At 62.4% G+C, this 21002-nt stretch carries 19 protein-coding genes; 1 reads left to right on the forward strand and 18 read right to left on the reverse strand.

All coding sequences use genetic code 11. The annotated features are described in order from the left end of the window. Positions 1 to 119: 119 nt before the first annotated feature. A complete protein-coding gene (locus tag A9Z00_RS03630) occupies positions 120 to 749 on the forward strand; it encodes a biotin transporter BioY (protein ID WP_296974451.1) in 630 nt (209 codons plus the stop codon). 82 nt (positions 750 to 831) lie between these two features. On the opposite strand, the gene A9Z00_RS03635 is transcribed toward A9Z00_RS03630, so the two are convergent. From A9Z00_RS03635 to A9Z00_RS03720, 18 genes are all read right to left on the reverse strand, one after another. Then, entirely contained in the window at positions 832 to 1743 is a 912-nt protein-coding gene (locus tag A9Z00_RS03635; RefSeq protein ID WP_296974453.1) for a glycine betaine ABC transporter substrate-binding protein, read from the reverse strand. Positions 1744 to 1772: 29 nt separating this feature from the next. Beyond that, complete coding sequence (locus A9Z00_RS03640; RefSeq protein WP_296974457.1) at positions 1773 to 2429, reverse strand: ABC transporter permease; 657 nt, start codon at positions 2427 to 2429, stop codon at positions 1773 to 1775. Further along, positions 2426 to 3562 (reverse strand): ABC transporter ATP-binding protein, encoded by a 1137-nt coding sequence (locus tag A9Z00_RS03645; protein ID WP_296974459.1) that lies wholly within the window; start codon positions 3560 to 3562, stop codon positions 2426 to 2428. The genes A9Z00_RS03640 and A9Z00_RS03645 overlap by 4 nt, the downstream gene beginning before the upstream one ends. Before the next feature lie 351 nt (positions 3563 to 3913). Next, complete coding sequence (locus tag A9Z00_RS03650) at positions 3914 to 4423, reverse strand: YlbF/YmcA family competence regulator (RefSeq protein ID WP_296974461.1); 510 nt, start codon at positions 4421 to 4423, stop codon at positions 3914 to 3916. Positions 4424 to 4457: 34 nt separating this feature from the next. Continuing rightward, positions 4458 to 6011 carry a tRNA (N6-isopentenyl adenosine(37)-C2)-methylthiotransferase MiaB gene (gene miaB / locus A9Z00_RS03655; protein ID WP_296974463.1) on the reverse strand — a complete coding sequence of 518 codons (1554 nt, stop codon included), beginning with the start codon at positions 6009 to 6011 and terminating at the stop codon, positions 4458 to 4460. Between the two features lie 111 nt (positions 6012 to 6122). Next, positions 6123 to 6692, reverse strand: a complete 570-nt coding sequence (pduL, locus tag A9Z00_RS03660) for a phosphate propanoyltransferase (RefSeq protein ID WP_296974466.1) — start codon at positions 6690 to 6692, stop codon at positions 6123 to 6125. A 359-nt stretch (positions 6693 to 7051) separates the two neighbouring features. Beyond that, a complete protein-coding gene (locus tag A9Z00_RS03665; protein ID WP_296974468.1) occupies positions 7052 to 7918 on the reverse strand; it encodes a 2-oxoacid:ferredoxin oxidoreductase subunit beta in 867 nt (288 codons plus the stop codon). Between the two features lie 3 nt (positions 7919 to 7921). Next, positions 7922 to 9655 (reverse strand): 2-oxoacid:acceptor oxidoreductase subunit alpha, encoded by a 1734-nt coding sequence (locus tag A9Z00_RS03670; RefSeq protein WP_296974470.1) that lies wholly within the window; start codon positions 9653 to 9655, stop codon positions 7922 to 7924. Positions 9656 to 9841: 186 nt separating this feature from the next. After that, entirely contained in the window at positions 9842 to 10783 is a 942-nt protein-coding gene (locus A9Z00_RS03675; RefSeq protein WP_296974473.1) for a dipeptidase, read from the reverse strand. 149 nt (positions 10784 to 10932) lie between these two features. After that, complete coding sequence (locus tag A9Z00_RS03680) at positions 10933 to 11193, reverse strand: stage V sporulation protein S (RefSeq protein ID WP_296974475.1); 261 nt, start codon at positions 11191 to 11193, stop codon at positions 10933 to 10935. Positions 11194 to 11372: 179 nt separating this feature from the next. Then, positions 11373 to 12170 carry a TIGR00282 family metallophosphoesterase gene (locus tag A9Z00_RS03685; protein ID WP_296974478.1) on the reverse strand — a complete coding sequence of 266 codons (798 nt, stop codon included), beginning with the start codon at positions 12168 to 12170 and terminating at the stop codon, positions 11373 to 11375. A gap of 123 nt (positions 12171 to 12293) precedes the next feature. Next, positions 12294 to 13832, reverse strand: coding sequence for a ribonuclease Y (gene rny, locus A9Z00_RS03690; RefSeq protein ID WP_296974480.1), 1539 nt, complete (start codon positions 13830 to 13832; stop codon positions 12294 to 12296). Between the two features lie 205 nt (positions 13833 to 14037). Then, positions 14038 to 14700, reverse strand: coding sequence for a regulatory protein RecX (locus tag A9Z00_RS03695; protein WP_296974482.1), 663 nt, complete (start codon positions 14698 to 14700; stop codon positions 14038 to 14040). A 105-nt stretch (positions 14701 to 14805) separates the two neighbouring features. Then, on the reverse strand, positions 14806 to 15861 hold the full coding sequence (gene recA, locus A9Z00_RS03700; protein ID WP_296974485.1) for a recombinase RecA: 1056 nt from the start codon (positions 15859 to 15861) through the stop codon (positions 14806 to 14808). Between the two features lie 207 nt (positions 15862 to 16068). Next, positions 16069 to 17328 carry a competence/damage-inducible protein A gene (locus tag A9Z00_RS03705; RefSeq protein ID WP_296974486.1) on the reverse strand — a complete coding sequence of 420 codons (1260 nt, stop codon included), beginning with the start codon at positions 17326 to 17328 and terminating at the stop codon, positions 16069 to 16071. Between the two features lie 1121 nt (positions 17329 to 18449). Continuing rightward, complete coding sequence (gene pgsA / locus A9Z00_RS03710; RefSeq protein WP_296974489.1) at positions 18450 to 19025, reverse strand: CDP-diacylglycerol--glycerol-3-phosphate 3-phosphatidyltransferase; 576 nt, start codon at positions 19023 to 19025, stop codon at positions 18450 to 18452. Next, positions 19022 to 20350 (reverse strand): 30S ribosomal protein S12 methylthiotransferase RimO, encoded by a 1329-nt coding sequence (rimO, locus tag A9Z00_RS03715; protein ID WP_296974492.1) that lies wholly within the window; start codon positions 20348 to 20350, stop codon positions 19022 to 19024. The genes pgsA and rimO overlap by 4 nt, the downstream gene beginning before the upstream one ends. A 121-nt stretch (positions 20351 to 20471) precedes the next feature. Then, positions 20472 to 20966, reverse strand: coding sequence for a YajQ family cyclic di-GMP-binding protein (locus A9Z00_RS03720; protein WP_296974494.1), 495 nt, complete (start codon positions 20964 to 20966; stop codon positions 20472 to 20474). Positions 20967 to 21002 lie beyond the last annotated feature (36 nt).

A 21002-nucleotide genomic window follows, 5' to 3' on the forward strand; every position in this document is an offset into this window, starting at 1 on the left:
CCGCCCGCGCCATTTTTTTCATCAAACCCCTGTACCTTCGGATTCAAACGTGCTACAATGCGAAATGGTTAACCGCAAGTCCATAATAAGGTTAACAATTAAGGGGTGAAAAAGCAATCATGAACCTTCCGATTCGCGGCATTGTCCATGTGGCGCTGTTCGCCGCCCTGTTCATCGTCATGAGCATGATCAAGATTCCGCTTCCTTTTACACCGGTTCCGATCACGCTGCAAAACCTGGCCATCATGCTGGCCGGCGCGTTTCTCGGAGCCACGGGCGGATTCTTCGCCATCGGCCTCGTCATCGCGCTGACCGCCCTCGGGCTGCCGCTGCTGCACGGGCAGGGCGGGCTCTCCTACGTGCTCGGCCCGACCGGCGGCTTTCTGCTCGCGTTCCCGTTCTGCGCGGCGGCGGTCGGCTGGTGCACCGGGAAGCTGTTCGACACGCGCCTGCACCGGACGAACCGCATCCTGTTCACGCTGGTGATGTTCTTCATCTTCCTGATCTGCGGCTCGCTTCTCTCCTATCTTGCCGGTCTGCCCTGGCTGGCGCGCGTCGCCGGTCTCTCCTTCGCCGGCGCGATCGCCGCGGGCTTCGCGCCCTTCATCGGCGGCGACATCGTGAAGTCCGTCATCGCCGCCGTGACCGTCTCGGCGCTCGCTCCGCACGTGATCGCGCTGCGCGGCCGGATGCGGTCGTCCCGCGCGGCGGACGCAGGGGTGCCTGCCGACGGGACCCGCGCCGGATGAGACGCGCGCCGTCCCGGCCGACAACCAAAACATCCAAACCTCCGTCCGCCCCATGCGGTCCGGCCGGAGGTTTGGATGTTGATCAACCTTCAATCAGGCCGAGCTCGACGAGAAATTCCCTTGCCACGTCTTCCTCTTTCAACCCTTCGGCATCGACCTTCGCGTTCAACCGCTGCATCGTCACGTCATCCAGTTTGCCCGCCAGCCGGTTGAACAGCGCTTCGAGCCCCGGATACCGTTCCAGCGCGTCCTGACGGACCAACGGCGCCCCGTGGTACGGCGGGAAGAACGACTTGTCGTCCTGCAGGATCTTCAGCTGATGCACGACGAGCATGCCGTCGGTCGCATAGGCGTTGATGACGTCAACCTTTCCTTCCCCGATGGAAGGATAGCGCAGTCCGGCATCCATGCCTTTCTCGTCCGCGAACGTCATGCCATAGACTTCCTTCAAACCAGGCAGACCGTCCGGGCGGTCCAGAAACTCGAACTCGCAGCCGATCACCAGCCGGTCCGACACTTTCGCCAGATCGCTGTACGTCTCGAGGCCGAGCTCATCCGCCAGGTCCTGTTTGACCGCCAGCGTATACGTATTGTTGAAGCCCCAGGGCTCCAGGAACTTCAGATTGTCCCGTTCCACCAGTTCCTTCGCCCTCGCGAGCGTTTCTTCCGCATTTCCGGTTTCTTCCTGATAATAATTGGCCACAATCGTGCCGCTGTAATCGACATACATCTGGATATCGCCGTTTCGCAAGGCCTGCCATGCGACATTGGAACCGCCGAGGTTGACTTTCCGTTCAACCCGGATGTCCATGTTTTCTTCGATCAGGATCGCCATCATGTGAGCCAGCAGAATGTTTTCCGTGAAGTTTTTCGAACCGACCGTCAGTTTGCCCGCTTTTTCGCTTCCGCCGTTTCGTTCGCCTCCGCCGCCGCAGCCTCCGAGCACCAGGACCAGCACCAGCGCGAGAGCGGACAGCGACTTGACAGCTTTCATCCATCACGACTCCTTTCCCATGGTTTTTGTCAGATTTTCAGACCTTTCGGCGTGACCGCCCGTTCCAGTCTGCCCAGCACGAAATCGAGCAGCAGCGCCAGCAGCGCCGCGGGGACCGCGCCGATCAGCACGAGCGCGTCCATGCTGCGGGATATGCCCAGAAAAATGAAATCGCCCAGTCCGCCCGCCCCGATGAAGGCCGCCAGGGTGGCGGTGCCGACATTGATGACCGTCGAAGTCCGGACGCCGGCCATGATCACCGGAAAAGCGATCGGCAGCTGAATGCGGAACAGAATTTGCGTATCCGTCATCCCCATTCCGGAAGCCGCCTCGATGACCGACTTGTCCACGCTCACGATGCCGGTGTGCGTGTTCCGGATGATCGGGAGCAACGAATACAGGAAAAGCGCGATGATCGACGGCAATTCACCGATTCCGAACAATGGAATCATGAAGCCGAGCAGCGCCAGGCTCGGAATCGTCTGCAGCATGCCGGCCGTCCCGATGACGGGACCTTCCAGCCTCCTGAACCGGCTGACGGCGATGCCCAGCGTGACGCCGATGACGATCGCAATGCCCACGGAGACGGCGACCAGCTTGATATGCTGGAGGACGGCCATTCCCAGTTCCGCATGCCTCATCTCCAGTTGCTGCACGATTTGTTCCCACAACGACCGTCTGTTCATGAACCCACCCCGGCTTCCGCTTCCTTCCATCGACCGGCAAGCACGGTCAGGAGCGATCCCTTGGTCACAACCCCCGTCAATTTGCCTTGGCTGTCGACGACCGGGATCAATCCGAAGCGGGATTCCGATATTTTGACCAACGCGTCCCTGGCTGTCGCTTCGAGGGGAAGGATCGGATCGGCCGGCTGCATGATTTCGCCGACGGACTGAATGCGGGCGGCATCCCCCTGCAGGTCGTACGCGCTGACGATTCCGAGCAGCCTGCCCTGCTCGTCGACGCACAGCAGCGTATCCGTATGTCGTTGCCGCATGTGGGAAATCGCGCGCTCGGGGGATCGATGGGGGGAAATGGTTGCCGGGTCGGAACGCATCACCTCGGTGACGGGGAGCAGCTCCGGATTTTGGAATATTCGATTTTTTCCGATAAATTGCTCCACAAATCCGTGCACCGGGTTCGTGAGCAGCCGTTCCGGCGTATCCAGCTGCAGCAGTTCCCCGTCTTTGAGGATGGCGATGCGATCGCCCATGCGGATCGCCTCGTCCATGTCGTGGGTAACGAAGATGATCGTCTTTCGGAATTCCTTCTGCAGCCGCAGGAACTCGTCTTGCAGCTGTTCGCGCGTGATCGGGTCCAATGCGCCGAACGGCTCGTCCATCAGGATCAGCTCGGGATCCGCGGCCATCGCCCTGGCGACGCCGACCCGCTGCTGTTGTCCGCCCGACAGCTCCTTCGGATAGCGCCGCGCGAACACCGCCGGATCGAGCCCGACGAGATGAAGCAGTTCTTCCACGCGCTGGCGGATCTTTTTCCGGTCCCAACCCTTCAGGGCGGGCACGAGCGCAATGTTCTCCTCAATCGTATAATGGGGAAACAGTCCGATCTGTTGGATCACATAGCCGATATTTCGCCTGAGCTCCACGACATTCTGTTTGGCGATGTCTTTGCCGTCCACCGTGATGGTGCCTTCCGTATGCGGAATCAACCGGTTGATCATTTTCAGGGTGGTCGTTTTTCCGCATCCGCTCGGGCCGATCAGGACGAGAAACTCGCCCCGCTGGACCCGGAAGCTGAGCGATTTCACGGATCGAAAACCGTTCTTGTAAGTTTTGCTGACATTGTCGAATACGACCATGGACTTCCTCCCTTCCGATTTCTTTCGTTCATCCCCCTCCGTCTTGCGCCCTGTCCTTCCCACATTCGCCGCTTGAGACGCGGACGAACCGATTTCTTTCAGTTTAGGCAACCGTGCGGAATCCTGTCAAAAGGAGTGAGCCCGGGCATTCGGGGTCATCGGAGCCTCATCCGGCATGAGGGGAGACAGGCGGAGGTATTCTCACATATCCACCCGTATCCTGCCCGATGCATACCGGAACGGACTTGTAAACGCTTTCAATCAAAAGGTTAAAAAGGCTCCCGCAGGCAGACCCCATGGTCCCCCGTCGGAAGCCGGATCGCTGGCCCCTTCGCCGCAGAATCCGAACGGTCAGCCGTCGCGGCCCGCAGGTTCCGGCGCGCCTTCGACATCCAGCTTCTGCGCGATCGTGTCGCGGATGACCGAGACGACGAGCTGCAGCAGATAGTTGATGTCCGACTGGTACTGCTTGAAGTCGGCGACGATCGGAATCCGGTCGAGCTCGTCCTGCAGCGCCTCGATCTCGGCCTCGATCTTCTTCACCATCGCCGGATTCTCGAACCGTTCGAACGCGACGATTTCCTTCTGCTTCTTCTTGATCTGCGCGATGATCGACTGCACCTTCTCGTTGCGCTTGATCTGCGCCTCGGCGCGGCGGTAATGCTGCACTTCGTCCGAGGTGTAGATCATCTCGGCGAGTTCCTTCGCCTTCGCCATGATGTCGGCGCGGATCACGAGATCGCGCGAATCGTATTTCGGAATGCCGCAGCCATGCCCGCGGCCGTGATCATGGTCATGATCGTGACCATCCCCATGGCCGCGGACGTCTGCGTTTGCGGCTCCAACCGTATGTTCGGCCATCCTGCCTCTCTCCTTGGCGCGCGGACCCTGCGCTTTAGGACGCCGCTCCGGCCTTCTGCAGCACGGGTTCCGCCTTGATATACCAGGTCTGCGGGTCCGTGACCCGCACGTGCGCGAACGTGCCGATCCATTCCTCCGGCCCCTCGAAATGAACGAGCTTGTTCGTCCGGGTCCTGCCGGACAGCACGTTCGGGTTGTTCTTGCTCCGGCCTTCCACGAGCACTTCGACGATCTGCCCGCGCAGCTTCTCGTTGCTCATCCTGCTCAGCTCCGCGATCAGCTCGTTGAGCCGGGTGAGCCGTTCCTTCTTCACTTCGGGCGGCACGTTGTCCTCCATCTCGGCGGCCGGCGTGCCGGCGCGCGGCGAGTAAATGAACGTGAACGCCGAGTCGAAGCCGACCTCGCGGACGAGCGACATCGTCTCCTCGAACTGCTCCTCCGTCTCGCCCGGGAAGCCGACGATGATGTCCGTCGTCAGCACGACGTCCGGGATCGCGGCCCGGATCTTGCGCACGAGCTCCAGATACGACTCGCGCGTATACTTGCGGCCCATCCGCTTCAGAATCTCCGTGCTGCCGGACTGCACCGGCAGGTGGATGTGCTCGACGAGATTGCCGCGCCGGCTCAGCACCTCGATCAACCGGTCGTCGAAATCGCGCGGGTGGCTCGTCGTGAACCGGATGCGCGGAATATCGATCTTCGACAGGTCCTCCATCAGATCGGCGAACCGGTAGCGGCGATCCGTGAAGTCCTTCCCATACGCGTTGACGTTCTGGCCGAGCAGCGTGATCTCCTTGTAACCCTGGCGGGCCAGATCGCGCACCTCCGCGATCACGTCCTCGGGCAGCCGGCTGCGCTCCTTGCCGCGCGTGTACGGCACGATGCAATACGTGCAGAACTTGTCGCAGCCGTACATGATGTTCACCCACGCGCGCATGCCTTCGCGCTTCTTCGGCAGATTCTCGATGATGTCGCCTTCCTTCGACCACACTTCGACGACCATCTCTTTGCCGAAATACGCGTCCCGAAGCAGGATCGGCAGGCGGTGGATGTTGTGGGTGCCGAACACGAGATCGACGTAAGCGTATTTCCGCAGGATGCGCGCGACGACGGCCTCCTCCTGCGACATGCAGCCGCAGACGCCGAGGATGAGCTCCGGCTTCTCGAGCTTGAGCGATTTCAGGTGGCCGAGCTCGCCGAACACCCGGTCCTCCGCGTTCTCCCGCACGGCGCACGTGTTCAGCAGGATGACGTCCGCTTCGCGGCGGTCGTCCGTCCACTCGAAGCCCATCCGCTCGAGCAGGCCCTTCATCACTTCGGTGTCATGCTCGTTCATCTGGCAGCCGTAGGTGTAGATGATATATTTTTTCCCCTTGCCGAACGTGCGGAGCTCCTCCGGGACCGCCTCCTCGTACAGCACCCTGACCGGCTCCCGGCCGCGCTGCCTTTCCAGGCGGTAGTTCGGTTCGGACTTCAGCAGAATCTCGCGTCCGCCGATCCGGATCCGCTTGCCGTGTTCGTCTTCGGAGATGACCTTCATGTCCGAGAAGTCGAAGTAGCGGCTGTAGTCCTTCGTCTCGCTCGCCACGAACCATCGCCTCGCTTCCGTAATCCTGCCCATTATAGCATGAAACGAAGCCGGAACGCTACAGGAAGCGCCCGGCACGGCGGATTCCGGAAGCGAACCGAAGGACAAGCGTCAGTCGAGGATTTCGCCGACGTCGCCGGTCTTGACTCCCGCCGCGTTCGCTTCGTCCGTGTCGATGTGCATGTCCAGCGCGAACTGGTCCGAGACGCGCGCGATGACGTTCTCGAAAATGAGCCCGCGCTCGCCGCCGACCCGGACGCGCAGCCGCTGCTTGTCCCGGATGCCCCACTTCTCGGCGTCCGACGTGTGGAAATGGATGTGGCGCGCCGCGATGATGACGCCCTCCTCCACCGTCACCCGGCCCTTGGGACCCACGATCGTGATGCCCGGCGATCCCGCGATGTCGCCCGACTCGCGCACCGGCGGGTTCAGGCCGAGCGCGATCGCATCCGTGCGCGATATTTCGAGCTGCGTCTTCGGACGCGCCGGCCCGAGGATGCGGACCTTCGGGAAGCTTCCCTTCGGCCCGATCACCTCGACCGTCTCGTTCGCCGCAAACTGGCCGGGCTGGCTGAGCGGTTTCAGCACCGTCAGCTCCGCCCCTTCGCCGAACAGGGCGGCGATATGCTCCTTCGTCAGATGGATATGACGGGCCGATACGCCGATCGGCACTTGTTTCATCGGACTCATCCTTTCCCGACGGATTTCTGTGAATGGCGCTGACCCTTCCATTTTACTGTATACCGACCGCCCGGGCGAGGCCTGTGACGGACGTCACGTTCCCCGCCGCGGCCTGCGGCCGGCGTTCGGCTTACCCGGGGCCTGCGGAGGGTCGCACTCCCCGGCAGCCTGCCGGGAGTCGCATTTCTCCAGCAGCCTGCTAGAGCGTTCCCGCGGCCTGCGGATTCGTCCGCTCGCCTCCCGCGGCAAGTGACGGGCGATGACGGGCGAGGCGCTCGCCTCCGTTCCGGCGGAAGGCGCAGGGCGCGCGAGACGACGAAGGGCACGCGGCCGAACCGGCCGCATGCCCCGCATGCCGATCAGTAGAATTCCGCCACCAGTTCCTCGAATGCTTCCCGGCTCAGGCGCACATCCTGACGAGCCAGCCCCTCTTCCCGGAACCCCGGGATCAGCTCCTCGTAAGGCTTGCGCGTCGTGTCGCGATAGATCAGGCCGGTCAGCAGGCCGCCCGTCTCCATGATCTTGTTCATCGCGGCGACGCGGTTCGTCGGATCGTAATCCGGGAACTGGTCGAGATTGACGATGTTCTCCTTGAACCAATCGTACGTGTTCACCTTGTTGAACGTGACGCACGGGCTGAACACGTTGATGAGCGCGAATCCCTTGTGCTTGATGCCTTCCTCGATCAGCGACGTAAGCTGCTTCAGATCGCTCGAGAACGACTGGGCGACGAAGGTCGCGCCGGCCGCCATCGCGATCTCGAGCGGAGACAGGGGAGACTCGATCGAGCCGTGCGGCGTCGATTTCGTCTTGAAGCCGAAGCCGCTGCGCGGCGACGTCTGGCCCTTCGTCAAGCCGTAGATTTGGTTGTCCATGACGATGTACGTGATGTCGAGGTTGCGACGGATCGCATGGACCGTATGCGCCATGCCGATGGCGAAACCGTCGCCGTCGCCGCCGGCCGCGATGACCGTCAGTTCCCGGTTCGCGAGCTTGACGCCCTGGGCGATCGGCAGCGCGCGGCCGTGGATGCCGTGGAAACCGTACGCGTTGATGTAACCGGAGATCCGGCCCGAGCAGCCGATGCCGGAGATGATCGCGACCTGTTCCGGCTCGAGCCCGACGTTCGCGCACGCGCGCTGGATCGCGGCCTGCACCGAGAAATCGCCGCAGCCGGGACACCAGTTCGGCTTGACGTTGTTGCGGAAATCTTTGAAGGTCGCCATCGGTCATTTCATCTCCTTGCAAGCTTTGTACACTTCGGCGGGCAGGAACGGCGTGCCGTCGTACTTCAGCACGCTCCGGATCTTGTCGGCGCCGCCGACATGCAGCTTGATCTGGTTCGCAAGCTGCGCGGTCGCGTTGTGCTCGATGACAATGACCGTCTTCGCCGACTGGATGTGGGGTTTGAGCTCTTCCGCCGGGAACGGCGCGATCTGCCGGATCGTGATGTGGTTTGACGTGATGCCGTCCGCCGCGAGACGCTCGCGCGCCTCGTCGATCGTGCCGCCGGTCGAACCCATGCCGATGATGAGGAGATCCGGCACCTCATGCGGCGCGTCGACCCGGATCGCTTCGCGGATCCTGAGGCCTTTGAGCTTGCTCAGCCGTTTGTCCATCATCCTGCGGCGGTTCACCGCGTTCTCGTTCGGCCGGCCTTCCTCGTCGTGCTCGACGCCGGTCACATGGTGCAGGCCGCCCTTCTCGCCGGGCAGGACGCGCGGCGAAATGCCGTCCTCCGTGAATGCGTATCGCTTGAACAGCTTGTTCTCCTCGAGCGGCGGCAGATTCGAGACGAGCTTGCCGCGCCGGATCTCGACCCGGTCGTAATCCAGCGGCTCACAGGATTGCTTGCCGAGCGAGAGCTGCAGGTCCGTCATGACGATGACCGGAACCTGATACTCTTCGGCTATGTTGAACGCCTCGATCATGTCGTAGAAGCAATCCTCGATCGTGGCCGGCGCGATGACGACCTTCGGGATTTCGCCGTGCGTGCCGTACACCAGCGCGTTCAGGTCGGACTGTTCTTGCTTCGTCGGCAGGCCGGTCGACGGACCGCCGCGCTGCGTGTCGACGATGACGAGCGGCGTCTCGGTCATGCCCGCGAGGCCGATCGCCTCCATCATGAGCGAGAGCCCCGGGCCCGCCGACGCGGTCATCGCGCGCACGCCGGCGTAGTTCGCGCCGATCGCCATCGTGACGGCGGCGATTTCATCCTCGGTCTGCACGACCGTGCCGCCGAACTTCGGCAGCTTCTTGATCATATATTCCATTATCTCGGAAGCCGGTGTGATCGGATAGGCGGACATGAGCCGGCATCCCGCGGCAATGGCGCCGAGGCCGATCGCCTCGTTGCCGATGATGAACAGCTTCTTCTTGCCGTCCGCGGGCTCCAGCCGGAATTCCTCCAGCGGTCCTCCGGCCTGCTCCAGGATGTACGCGGCGCCGCGGCGTACCGCTTCGATGTTCTTCTCCACGATGGCCGGGCCCTTGCGGCCGAACTCCTCTTCCACCGCCTTGTTGAACACGTCGAGCGGCAGTCCGAGCAGCGCCCAGGACGCGCCGGACGCGACCATGTTCTTCATGAGCGAGGTACCGAGCTCCTCGGCGATGGCCGTGATCGGCACGGCGAACAGCCGCGCGTCGACGCCTTCCGGAACCTTCGGATCGAACTTGGCGTCCGCCACGATGACGCCGCCCTTGCGCAATTCGCGCGCGTTCAGATCGATCGTCTCCTGGTCGAAGGCGACCAGGATGTCGAGATCGTCCGAAATCGCCCGCTTCGGCGTCGTGCTGATCCTGAGCTTGTTGTTCGTGTGGCCGCCCTTGATCCGCGACGAGAAATGCCGGTACCCGTACAGATAATACCCGAGCCGGTTCAACGCGGTCGAGAAGATCCGGTCGGTGCTCTCAACGCCTTCCCCTTGCTGTCCTCCGATCTTCCAAGACAACTGACTGATCAAACTGTCCATCTCCCCGATTCGGTCATTCGCTAGGTTTCGACACGGCCGCAGATAATAAATTTTTTTCTCTGCGATCAAATAAATTTTATGTCCGACCGTTCACATTTGCAAGCCATTTCAGGCAATTCTCGCATAGTTCTTTTCGAACGAATCGATATCGTTCCGATATCGAATCCGGAAGCCGCATCAGGCGGGCGGAAGCTGATTCGACAAGAATCGGAAAGCGTTTCCGCACGCGATCGCATCCGCCGTCTCCTCTCCGTATCGCGCGGCCAGCATCTCCAGAAACGCCGCCGTCCCGCCCGGGCCCTCAAGCCCCGGAATGTGGCGGTCGATTCCGTCGTAGTCGGAGCCGATTGCAAGATGATCCCTGCCGCCGAGTTCCAGCACCTTCTCGATGTGCGGAATCAGGTCCTCCGGCCCGTTCGGCTCCCCGTCCCGGACGAACCAGGGAACGAACGTCAGGCCGATCAGGCCGCCCGATTCGATGATCGCGCGGATCTGGCCGTCGGAGAGATTGCGGGGATGATCGCAGACCGATCGGACGTTGGAATGGGATGCGACGACCGGACGTCCGCCCGTTTCGAGGGTCTCCCAGAACGCGCGCTCGGACAGGTGCGACACGTCCACTATTATGCCCAGCTCATGGCAAGCCCTAACCAGCTCGCGTCCGGCACGCGTAAGCCCGCCGCCGCGCGGCTCCATGACGCCGTCGGCCGCCCAGTTCGCGTCGTTCCACGTCAGGCCGAGCATGCGCAGGCCGAGACGGTGCAGCAGGCGGAGCGCGGCGAGGCTGCCCTCCAGTCCTTCCGCGCCCTCCAGCGCGAGCAGCGCCCCCGGACGCCCGGGACCGCAGACGGCGAGATCCTCCCGCGTGCGGACAAGCGTCACGTTCGGCCGGGACAGCACATGCCGATAGAAGGCGTCGACCGCCGCCGCAACCGAAAGAAACGTCTGCGGCACGCGCTTCGGCAGCCAGACGGCAAACGTCTGCAGGACGGCGCCCGCTTCGGTCAGACCTTCATGGGTGACGTCGAGCCCGTCCGATCCCGGGCCGCCGAAGGCGGCCGCCTCCCCCGTGAGCAGCTTCGCCAGCACATCGCAATGCAAATCCGCAAATGTCCGCAAGCCGTTCCGTCGCTCCTTTCAGCGGTTTCCGTATCCGCCTCGCGGCAGCAAAAAAACCCGTTTACGGGCGTAAACGAGTCGCATGGAATTCCATTCACTCTCCCCTCGGATAGGGCGAGCGTATTTTATATTGATATTTGATGATCCGATCAGCGCGGTTCAACGATCAGCTTGATGGCCGTACGGTCTTCCCCGTCAATCACAATGTCGGTGAAGGCCGGAATACAGATCAGATCCATCCCGCTGGGCGCGACGAACCCCCGGGCGATTGCCACCGCCTTTACCGCCTGGTTCAGCGCACCAGCCCCGATTGCCTGCAACTCTGCGCATCCGCGTTCACGCAATACGCCCGCCAATGCGCCTGCGACAGCATTTGGATTGGACTTTGCTGAAACCTTTAATACCTCCATCGTGAAGTACCTCCTCGGGAATGATGGATGGAATCCACTATTCATCTTATTCGAGAAGGGTCCAAAAATTCCTGCTCTTGTACACACACTTTGCACAATGTTCCGAATAGAGAGACAATTTCCGCGGCAAAGGCGCACCCCGAGGTGCGCCCGTTCACGCTTTATCGCATATCATGCGGCTATCCCAACATCAGCCATTCGTCCTCCGTCAGGCGGATTTTCGTGATCGATTTCGCCTTGCCGGTCGCGTCGTCGATCTCCGCCACCACGGCGTGAAACTGCCACTTCCCCTCGTCGACCGTAAAGCGCGACGGAAGCTGCGTCAGAAAACGGTATTCGACGCTCGACCGCTCCATCCCGAGGATGCCGTCCCGGGAACCGACCATTCCGACATCGGTGATGCAGGCCGTTCCGCCGGGCAGGATCCGCTCGTCGTTTGTCTGCACGTGCGTATGCGTGCCGACGACAACCGACGCCCGGCCGTCCAGATACCAGGCCATCGCGATTTTCTCCGACGTCGCCTCCGCATGGAAATCGACGAGAATGCAGGGCGTCTGCTTCCTGAGCTTGTCGATCCACTCATTGGCGGCACGGAACGGGCAGTCGAGCGGCGGCAGGAACGTTCGCCCCTGCAGATTGAGGATGCCGAGCGTCTTGCCGTTCGCCTTCACGATCGTCGCCCCCCTGCCGGGCGCTCCGGGCGGGAAATTCGCCGGACGCACGAGGCGCGGCTCTTCGTCGATCCATTCGAAGATATCCTTGTTGTCCCAGGTATGATTGCCCATGGTGATCGCGTGCACGCCGATATCGAAAAATTCCCGCGCGATCGCCGACGTGATGCCCCGGCCGTGCGCCGCGTTCTCGCCGTTGACCACGATCAGATGCGGACGGTATTTGCTCTCCAGCGACGGCAGCACCTGCTTCAAGGCGGCCCGGCCCGTGCTTCCGACGATGTCGCCGATGAAGAGGACAATCATGCGTTGCGTTCCCTCCCGGACGCCGTACGGCCGGCGCCCCGACTCATATTCTGCGCAAGAGAGCGGCTGGGATGTACCAGCCGCTCTCCGGTTCGCCCAATGGCGGGCTCGTTCGCGTATTCCTTACTTTGCGTATTCCACGGCGCGCGTCTCGCGAATGACCGTGACCTTGATATGGCCCGGATAATCGAGTTCCGCCTCGATCTTCTTCGTGATCTCGCGCGCCAACCGGTACGCTTCGAGGTCGTCGATCTTGTCCGGCTGCACCATGACGCGAACTTCGCGTCCTGCCTGGATGGCGTACGATTTCTCGACGCCTTCGAACGATTCCGTGATTTGTTCGAGCTTCTCAAGCCGCTTGATGTACGCCTCGAGCGTCTCGCGGCGCGCGCCGGGACGGGCCGCGGACAGCGCGTCCGCCGCGCCGACCAGCATCGCGATCACGGAAGTCGCCTCCGTATCGCCGTGGTGCGAAGCCACGCTGTTGATGACGACCGGGTGTTCCTTGTACTTCTTCGTCAGCTCGACACCGATCTCGACATGAGAACCTTCCACTTCGTGGTCCAGCGCTTTGCCGATGTCGTGCAGAAGACCCGCCCGCCGTGCCAGCATGACGTCTTCGCCGAGCTCGGCGGCCATCAGGCCGGCCAGATAGGCCACTTCGATCGAGTGCTTCAGGACGTTCTGGCCATAGCTGGTGCGGTAGCGCAGGCGGCCGAGGATCTTGATCAGGTCCGGATGCAGTCCGTGGACGCCGACCTCGAACGTCGCCTGCTCGCCGTATTCGCGGATCCGCTCGTCGATCTCCTTCCGGGATTTCTCGACCATTTCCTCGATCCGCGCCGGGTGGATGCGGCCGTCCGCCACCAGCTTCTCCAGCGCGGTGCGCGCGATCTCGCGGCGGATCGGATCAAACCCGGACAGGATGACCGCTTCCGGCGTGTCGTCGATGATGAGATCGATGCCGGTGAGCGTCTCCAGCGCGCGGATGTTGCGGCCTTCGCGGCCGATGATGCGGCCCTTCATCTCCTCGTTCGGCAGCGCGACGACCGACACCGTCGTCTCCGCGACATGGTCGGCCGCGCACCGCTGGATCGCGAGCGCAATGATGTTCTTGGCCTTCTTCTCCGCTTCCTCCCTGGCCTGCTGTTCGATGTCCTTGATCAGCTGGGCCGTCTCGTGGCGGATCTCCTTCTCGACATTCGACAGGATGATCTGTCTGGCTTCTTCGGAAGTCAGGTTGGAGATGCGCTCCAACTCCTGCACCTGTTGTCGGTAAAGCGCGTCAATTTGCTCCTGCGTTTCCTCGATTCGCTTCTCTTTGTTGGCCAACTGCTCTTCCTTGCGCTCCAGTGCTTCGAGCTTGCGGTCCAGCGATTCCTCCTTCTGCTGCAGCCGCCGTTCCAGGCGCTGCAATTCGTTCCGGCGCTCTCGCGTTTCCCTTTCCGCTTCGGCCCGGATTCTGTGTACTTCGTCTTTCGCCTCGAGGATCGTCTCCTTCTTCAGCGCGTCGGCTTCCTTGCGTGCGTTCTCCAGGATCTGCTCGGCAGCCTTTTCCGCGCTTGCGATTTTCGCTTCGGCGATCGATTTCCGTACCCAATAGCCAACGCCAAAACCTGCTGCGCCAACAACGAGAACGATCGGGAGCCAGATTTCGAGCATCCTCTCACCTCCCCGTTCTCAACAAAGCCGAAGCCATGGATCCTGTTTCGGTTGTAAACCGGCGGGCCACCGTCAGTTTCGGTTCATGTCGAATGGGATCGGATCGAATCAATTTCTGGAAAAAAATCGATTTAAAAAAAGAAGGAATACAGAATCATTTTAGCTTTTGCGAAAATCGATTGTCAAGGAGACCCCCCGCGCCCTGTCAGTCCTCGAACGGAAGGACGTCCTCCGCGTCCGCCCCGTCTCCGGCCGCCGCACGCACCGCCTCGCGTACGACGCCGCCGGCATACCCCCGGCGGAAGAGATACTGCGCGAGCTTGCGCACGCGGTCCCGGCGCTCGCCCTTGAGCGCAGGCCATTTCCGGAGCGCCGCCTCGATCGCGGCCCGGCGCTCCGTCTCCGGATCGAGGCCGCCGATCGCCTCGTCCGCCGTTTTCCGGCTGACGCCCCGCCGGATCAGCTCGCTGCGGATCAGGTTTCTACCTTTATAATGGTTTTCCGCCCGCCTGCGCGCGAATTCCGCCGCAAACCGGCCGTCGTCGAGCCAGCCGTCCCGCTCGAGCGCGTCCAGCGCCGCCCTGGATACCGGTTCGGCAAATCCGCGGCGCTTGAGGTACAGCTCCAGCTCCCGGCGGGTGCGCCCGCTCCGGCCGAGGATCGCCAGCGCGGTGCGGCGCGCTTCGTCCTCGTCCGCCTCGCGACGAATGTCGGCGAGGCGTTCCGCATCCAGCACCGCTCCCTTGAGCAGACGGTGACGGATCAGCACATCCTCGCGCACGGCAAGGACCGGTTCGTCTTCTCCTTCGCAATAAACGAGATAACGGCCTGAAGCGTCCCGTTCGACCGCACGCACTTTCAGCGGCATGAACGATCCTCCCCGAAAACGAATGCGGGCATCCGATCCGCCGGATCGGAGCCGCCCTCCCCACGGAAGGCGCCCGCCCGATCCGGCGGAAGGTGCCCGCTTCGATTACGCATCGAATTCGTCCGCGTATCCGTCATCATCCGACGAAGCCGAGAAGGCCGACACCGTCGACGTGCCGAGCAGGTTGCTGGCGTCGCGAATCTGCTGTTCGATCCTGGCTGCGATCTCGGGATGGTCCTTCAGGAACTGCTTGGCATTCTCCCGGCCCTGGCCGAGACGCTCGCCCTCGAACGAGAACCACGCGCCGCTCTTCTGGATGATGTCCAGCTCCGTGCCGATGTCGATCAGACTGCCTTCCTTCGAAATGCCTTCGCCGTACATGATGTCGATCTCGCATTGCTTGAACGGCGGCGCCACCTTGTTCTTCACGACCTTGATGCGCGTCCGGTTGCCGACGATCTCGTTGCCCATCTTGATCGTCTCGACGCGGCGGACCTCCAGCCGGACGCTGGCGTAGAATTTCAGCGCCCGTCCGCCCGGCGTCGTCTCCGGATTGCCGAACATGACGCCGACCTTCTCGCGAAGCTGGTTGATGAAGATCGCGATCGTCTTCGACTTGCTGATCGCGCCGGACAGCTTGCGCAGCGCCTGCGACATGAGCCGCGCCTGGAGGCCGACGTGGGCGTCGCCCATCTCGCCCTCGATCTCGGCCTTCGGCACGAGCGCGGCGACCGAGTCGATGACGATGATGTCGATCGCACCGCTGCGCACCAGCGCCTCCGCGATCTCGAGCGCCTGCTCGCCCGTATCGGGCTGTGACAGCAGCAGCTCGTCGATGTTCACGCCGAGCCGGCCCGCGTAGATCGGGTCAAGCGCGTGCTCCGCGTCGATGAACGCGGCCGTGCCGCCGAGCTTCTGCACTTCGGCGATCGCATGGAGCGCGACCGTCGTCTTGCCCGACGACTCGGGACCGTAGATCTCGATGATCCGGCCCCTCGGCATCCCGCCGACGCCGAGCGCGATATCCAGCGCAATGGACCCGCTGGGCACGGTCTCGACCTGCAGGCTGGCCTGCTCGCCCAGCTTCATGATGGAGCCTTTGCCGAACTGTTTCTCGATCTGGCGCAAAGCCATTTCCAACGCCGCACGGCGATCCGACACAATACCACTTCCTTTGTCGTTATGATCCCATATTAATGCATTTTCGGGCGGTTGCCAAGTCGTTTTTCGAACATATATTCGCATTTTTTTTCCGGACAGGCCGGTCCGTGCTCATGAAAAAAGAACCGCAGCAAAGCACGCTTCGCCACGGTTCTTCCGTACACCGAAACCCATTATATCCCGAGGGGAAACGGTTGGCAATTCCGTTCAAAAATTTGTCATACTTTCCTTCATCCGTTCCCAGAGCCGGTACAACGCGTGCTTCGCGGCGCGCAGCCGGACGCCGTCCCGCCCGCCCGACAGCTTCAGCTCGTGCACATCCGTGCGGCCGCCGCGTTCGGCAAGCGCGACATAGACAAGGCCGGGGGGCTTGCCCTCCGCCGGCGACGGCCCGGCGACGCCGGTGGTCGCGAGCGCATAGTCCGCGCCGCAGCGCTCCAGCGTACGCTCGGCCATCAGCGCCGCGGTTTCGCCGCTGATCGCGCCGGGTGCGCCGGGCCCTTCGAGCAGTTCGGCCGGCAGGCCGAGCAGCTCGCGCTTCATCACGTTCGTATATACCACGAAGCCGCCTGCGAACGCCTCGCTGCTGCCCGGCACGCTCGTGATGAGCTCCGCGATCAGCCCGCCCGTGCAGCTCTCCGCCGTCGCCGCCGTCCTGCCGGACGCCCGAAGCATGCCGACGACGGTTTCCTCGAGCGGCACATCTTCCTTCGCGTACAGATACCGTCCGGCCAGCCGTTCGATCGCCCTGACCGTCTCCTCCAGTTTCGCCGCTGCCTCCGCCTCGTCCGCCGCCTTTGTCGAGAGCCGGATCGCCACTTCCCCTTCCTTCGCGTACGGCGCGATCGTCGGGTCGGTCTGTCCCCGGATCAGATCGATCAGCAGATGTTCGAGCGCCGACTCGCCGATGCCGGCGAAGCGGAGCGTGAGCGAATGGAGCGGGCGGCTCTCCCCGAGCAGCCGAAGCAGCCAGCGGGTGGCCGGCCCGTCGAACATCGCCTGCATCTCGACCGGCGGACCCGGCAGCAATATGTAATGCGTGCCGTCCGCGGTGAGCGCGTTGCCGACCGCCATCCCCTTCTCGTTCGGCAGCGGCTCGCTGCCTTCGATCATGAGCGCCTGCCGCCTGTTGCTCTCGATCCGGATCAGATTTCCCGCCAGCCGCTCTTCGATTTTCCGGAGCGACGGCTCGTGGATGACCAGCTTCCTCCCGAGATATTCGGCGAGCACGTCCTTCGTCAGATCGTCCTGCGTCGGCCCGAGGCCGCCCGTGAAGATCAGGAGATCCGCGCGGCTCCGCGCCGTCTCGATCGCACTGCGGATCCGGCCCGCGTTGTCACCGACGACCGTCTGGAAGTATACGTCGATGCCGAGCGCGGCCAGCCGCTGTGACAAATACTGCGCGTTCGTGTTGACGATTTGTCCGAGCAGCAGCTCCGTCCCCACGGCGATGATTTCGGCTTTCAACGGTCATGACCCCTTTCGCGCGCCGCGCCTTGCCTCGCATGGCCGGCGCTGTCGGCCCGGATGGTGAAGAGCCGGTTCGATCTTTGAATCAAGCATATTTCAAGCATACAAGGGAGCGCTAAGGTAATGCAACCGGAAGACGCCAGCACGAGGCTTACCCTCCCGCTCCCGCGCAAACCCGCATGGCGATCCCCGCGTCCTTCCGCTGCCCGCCGGGGGTGAATAACGGTCTGTGAGACCGTTAACGACGGCCCGAACCGGGCTCGAAGGCGCATTAACGGTCTGCGGAACCGTTATGCCCGCCTGATGCGGGCCTTCCCCCACGCGCCGCGTGCGAATAACGGTCTGTGAGACCGTTAACGACGGCCCGAACCGGGCTCGAAGGCGCATTAACGGTCTGCGGAACCGTTATGTCCGCCTGATGCGGGCGTTCCCCCGCCCCCTGTGCGCAAATAACGGTCTGTGAGACCGTTAACGACGGCCCGAACCGGGCTCGAAGGCGCATTAACGGTCTGCGGGACCGTTATGTCCGCCTGATGCGGGCGTTCCCCCGCCCCCTGTGCGCAAATAACGGTCTGTGAGACCGTTAACGACCGCCCGAACCGGGCTCGAAGGCGCATTAACGGTCTGCGGGACCGTTATGCCCGCCTGATGCGGGCGTTCCCCCGCCCCCTGTGCGCAAATAACGGTCTGTGAGACCGTTAACGACCGCCCGAACCGGGCTCGAAGGCGCGTTAACGGTCTGCGGGACCGTTATGCCCGCCTGAAGTGGGCGTTCCCCCACACGCCGCGTGCGAATAACGGTCTGCGGAACCGCTAACGGCCGCCCGGACCGGGTTCAAAAGCGCGTTAACGTTCTGTGAGACCGTTAATAGGGACGCGTGTGCGACTCCTCCGGGCCGTCGTCCCCTTCCGTCCACAGGATGCGAAATCGGGGACGATCGACAAGTCCCCCGCTGCATTCCGTTGGCGGATCCATGTCCGACTAACGCCGACCGGGACACGATCCGCTGCCCGTTTGCCCGCCCGGAGCCTACATAACAGGCCGACATGCGCAACGTCGGCGGCACCGCCATACAAGCCGGGCGGAGACACATTCCCGTCTCCGCCCGTTGGGCCGCCTATTGCACCGGAATGAGATCCTTGTTCTTGACGAAATAGTCGATACCCGAGTATACGGTGATGACGGCCGCCACCCAGGTCATTGCGACATCGAACGGAATGCCGACCAGCGCGAACGGAAAGTTGTTGATCAGGAGGGCAATGATCATCGTGATCTGCACGCCGGTCTTCCATTTGCCCCAGCGGCTGGCGGCGAGCACCTTCCCTTCGAGCAGGGCGACCTGCCGGAGGCCCGTCACGGCGAACTCGCGGCTGATGATGACGATCGCGATCCAGGCGTCGAGCTTGCCCATCTCGACGAGCGAGATCAGCACGGCCGCGACGAGCAGCTTGTCCGCGAGCGGATCAAGCAGCTTTCCCAGATTCGTCACCAGCTTGTTCTTTCGCGCAATGTAACCGTCCAGCCCGTCCGTGCTCGCGGCGATGATGAAGATGAGCGCGGCGACGATCTGGTTGTAGGTGATCGAGAAATTTTCGAATTTGATCGGCGCGAAATCGATCTTTGCAAGCAGGAAGAACATGATGATCGGGACAAGGAAGATGCGCGCCAGCGTGATGCGGTTGGCGAGATTCACACCACTCCCTCCCCGGACAGGTCATACTCGTAGGCGTGCGTGATGCGGACGCGCTGAATCGTACCGATCTCCGGACGGCAGCCGGTGATGAATACCTCGCCGTCGATCTCGGGAGCGTCATATTGGGAGCGGCCGACGTAGACGTCGCTCCGTCCGTCGTACCGCTCGACCAGCACGTCGATAACCTGCCCGATGCGTTTCGCGGATGCCTGCTTCGACACTTCGCGCTGCACTTCCATGAGCACCGCCGCGCGATATTCCTTCACATCCTCCGGCACCTGGTCCGGGAGCCTCGCGGCCGGCGTATCTTCCTCCTTCGAATAGGTGAACACGCCCAGCCGGTCGAACTGCATCTCGCGGACGAATTCGCACAGCCGCTCGAAATGCTCCTCCGTCTCGCCCGGAAAGCCGACGATGATGGACGTGCGGATCGCGGCGTCCGGAATGCGCGCGCGGATCTTCGCGATCAGCTCGCGGGCATCCCGTTGCCGGCCGGGCCGGCGCATCCGCTTCAGGATGAAATTCTCGCTGTGCTGCAGCGGGATGTCGAAATAATTGCAGATCTTCGGGTTGTTCGCGAACGTCTCGATCAGCTCGTCCGTGAAAAATCCGGGATAGGCGTAATGAAGCCGCACCCAGGCGATGCCATCGACCTCGCTCACGCGGTTCAGCAACTCGGGCAGCTTGAACGTCCCGTACAGATCGGTGCCGTAATTCGTGGAGTCCTGGGCGATCAGGCAGATCTCCTTCACGCCCTGGGCCGCCAGCGTCTCGACCTCGCGGACGATCGATTCGATCGAGCGGCTGCGGAATTTGCCGCGCATGAGCGGAATGCTGCAGAACGTGCAGGCGTTGTCGCAGCCCTCCGCAATCTTCACATATGCGGTATGGCGCGGGCGCATGACGCGGCGCGGAAGCGCCCGTTCATAATCGAAAGCCGGATGCCCCACCCGCACCGGCTTCTTCCCGCGCAGCGCCTCGTCCACGATATCGGCGATATGGTGGAAATCGCCGGTTCCGACGATGCCGTCGATCTCGGGCATCTCCCGCATCAGCTCCTCCTTGTACCGCTGCGTGAGACACCCCGAGACGATGAGCGCCTTCAGCTTCCCGGTCTCCTTCAGTTCGGCCAGCTCGAGAATCGTGTTGATCGACTCTTCCTTCGCCGCATCGATGAAACCGCATGTATTGACGATAACGACCGTCGCATCCTCCGGACGGTCGACCAGTTCGTAACCGCGCTCGTGCACGAGACCGGACATGATCTCCGAATCGACGAGATTTTTCTCGCAGCCGAGCGTGACGACGCTTACCTTCTCTCTCATGCAGCATCCTCCAGACCGTGCCCGCAAACTGTCCAATTCAGTATAATACACGGGCAAAACGGCTGTCAAAAAGAAGGCGGACCCGCACGGACCGCAAAGAGCGGACCGCACGAGTCTGCCGTCAGGACCGATAGTTGGTAAACTGGAGTTCGATGCCGACGTCGGCATCCTTCAGCATCCGGATGACCGCCTGCAGATCGTCGCGGCTCTTGCCCGATACGCGGATTTGGTCGCCCTGGATCTGGCTCTTCACCTTCAGCTTCGAATCGCGGATGATCGTGTTGATCTTTTTCGCCGCTTCCTGGTCGATGCCCTGTTTCAGCCGGATCCGCTGGCGCACGGTGCCCTGCGCGGCCGGCTCGACCCTGCCGTACTCCAGGTTGCGGATCGGTACGCCGCGCTTTACCAGTTTGCCCTGCAAAATGTCAATGACGTTCTTCAGCTTGTATTCGTCGTCCGACACGACGACGAGCTCGTCCTTCTCGATCTCGATGCTGCTCTTCGAGCCCTTGAAATCGAAGCGGGTCTCGATCTCCTTCATCGCCTGCCGGACGGCGTTGTTCACCTCCTGCATGTCCACCCTCGAGACGATGTCGAAAGACGCTTCCGAAGCCATGGGACGCACTCCTTCCACAAAGTTCCTGCCTCGCAT

The organism is Thermobacillus sp. ZCTH02-B1, assembly GCF_002159085.1.
Classification (GTDB): Bacteria; Bacillota; Bacilli; order Paenibacillales; family Paenibacillaceae; genus Thermobacillus.

Excerpts from the sequence above, each read along its gene's own strand:
- A9Z00_RS03630 (WP_296974451.1), top strand. The coding sequence starts at position 120 with ATGAACCTTCCGATTCGCGGCATTGTCCATGTGGCGCTGTTCGCCGCC.
- A9Z00_RS03635 (WP_296974453.1), bottom strand. The coding sequence starts at position 1,743 with ATGAAAGCTGTCAAGTCGCTGTCCGCTCTCGCGCTGGTGCTGGTCCTG.
- A9Z00_RS03640 (WP_296974457.1), bottom strand. The coding sequence starts at position 2,429 with ATGAACAGACGGTCGTTGTGGGAACAAATCGTGCAGCAACTGGAGATG.
- A9Z00_RS03645 (WP_296974459.1), bottom strand. The coding sequence starts at position 3,562 with ATGGTCGTATTCGACAATGTCAGCAAAACTTACAAGAACGGTTTTCGA.
- A9Z00_RS03650 (WP_296974461.1), bottom strand. The coding sequence starts at position 4,423 with ATGGCCGAACATACGGTTGGAGCCGCAAACGCAGACGTCCGCGGCCAT.
- pduL (WP_296974466.1), bottom strand. The coding sequence starts at position 6,692 with ATGAAACAAGTGCCGATCGGCGTATCGGCCCGTCATATCCATCTGACG.
- A9Z00_RS03665 (WP_296974468.1), bottom strand. The coding sequence starts at position 7,918 with ATGGCGACCTTCAAAGATTTCCGCAACAACGTCAAGCCGAACTGGTGT.
- A9Z00_RS03680 (WP_296974475.1), bottom strand. The coding sequence starts at position 11,193 with ATGGAGGTATTAAAGGTTTCAGCAAAGTCCAATCCAAATGCTGTCGCA.
- A9Z00_RS03685 (WP_296974478.1), bottom strand. The coding sequence starts at position 12,170 with ATGATTGTCCTCTTCATCGGCGACATCGTCGGAAGCACGGGCCGGGCC.
- rny (WP_296974480.1), bottom strand. The coding sequence starts at position 13,832 with ATGCTCGAAATCTGGCTCCCGATCGTTCTCGTTGTTGGCGCAGCAGGT.
- A9Z00_RS03695 (WP_296974482.1), bottom strand. The coding sequence starts at position 14,700 with ATGCCGCTGAAAGTGCGTGCGGTCGAACGGGACGCTTCAGGCCGTTAT.
- rimO (WP_296974492.1), bottom strand. The coding sequence starts at position 20,350 with ATGAGAGAGAAGGTAAGCGTCGTCACGCTCGGCTGCGAGAAAAATCTC.
- A9Z00_RS03720 (WP_296974494.1), bottom strand. The coding sequence starts at position 20,966 with ATGGCTTCGGAAGCGTCTTTCGACATCGTCTCGAGGGTGGACATGCAG.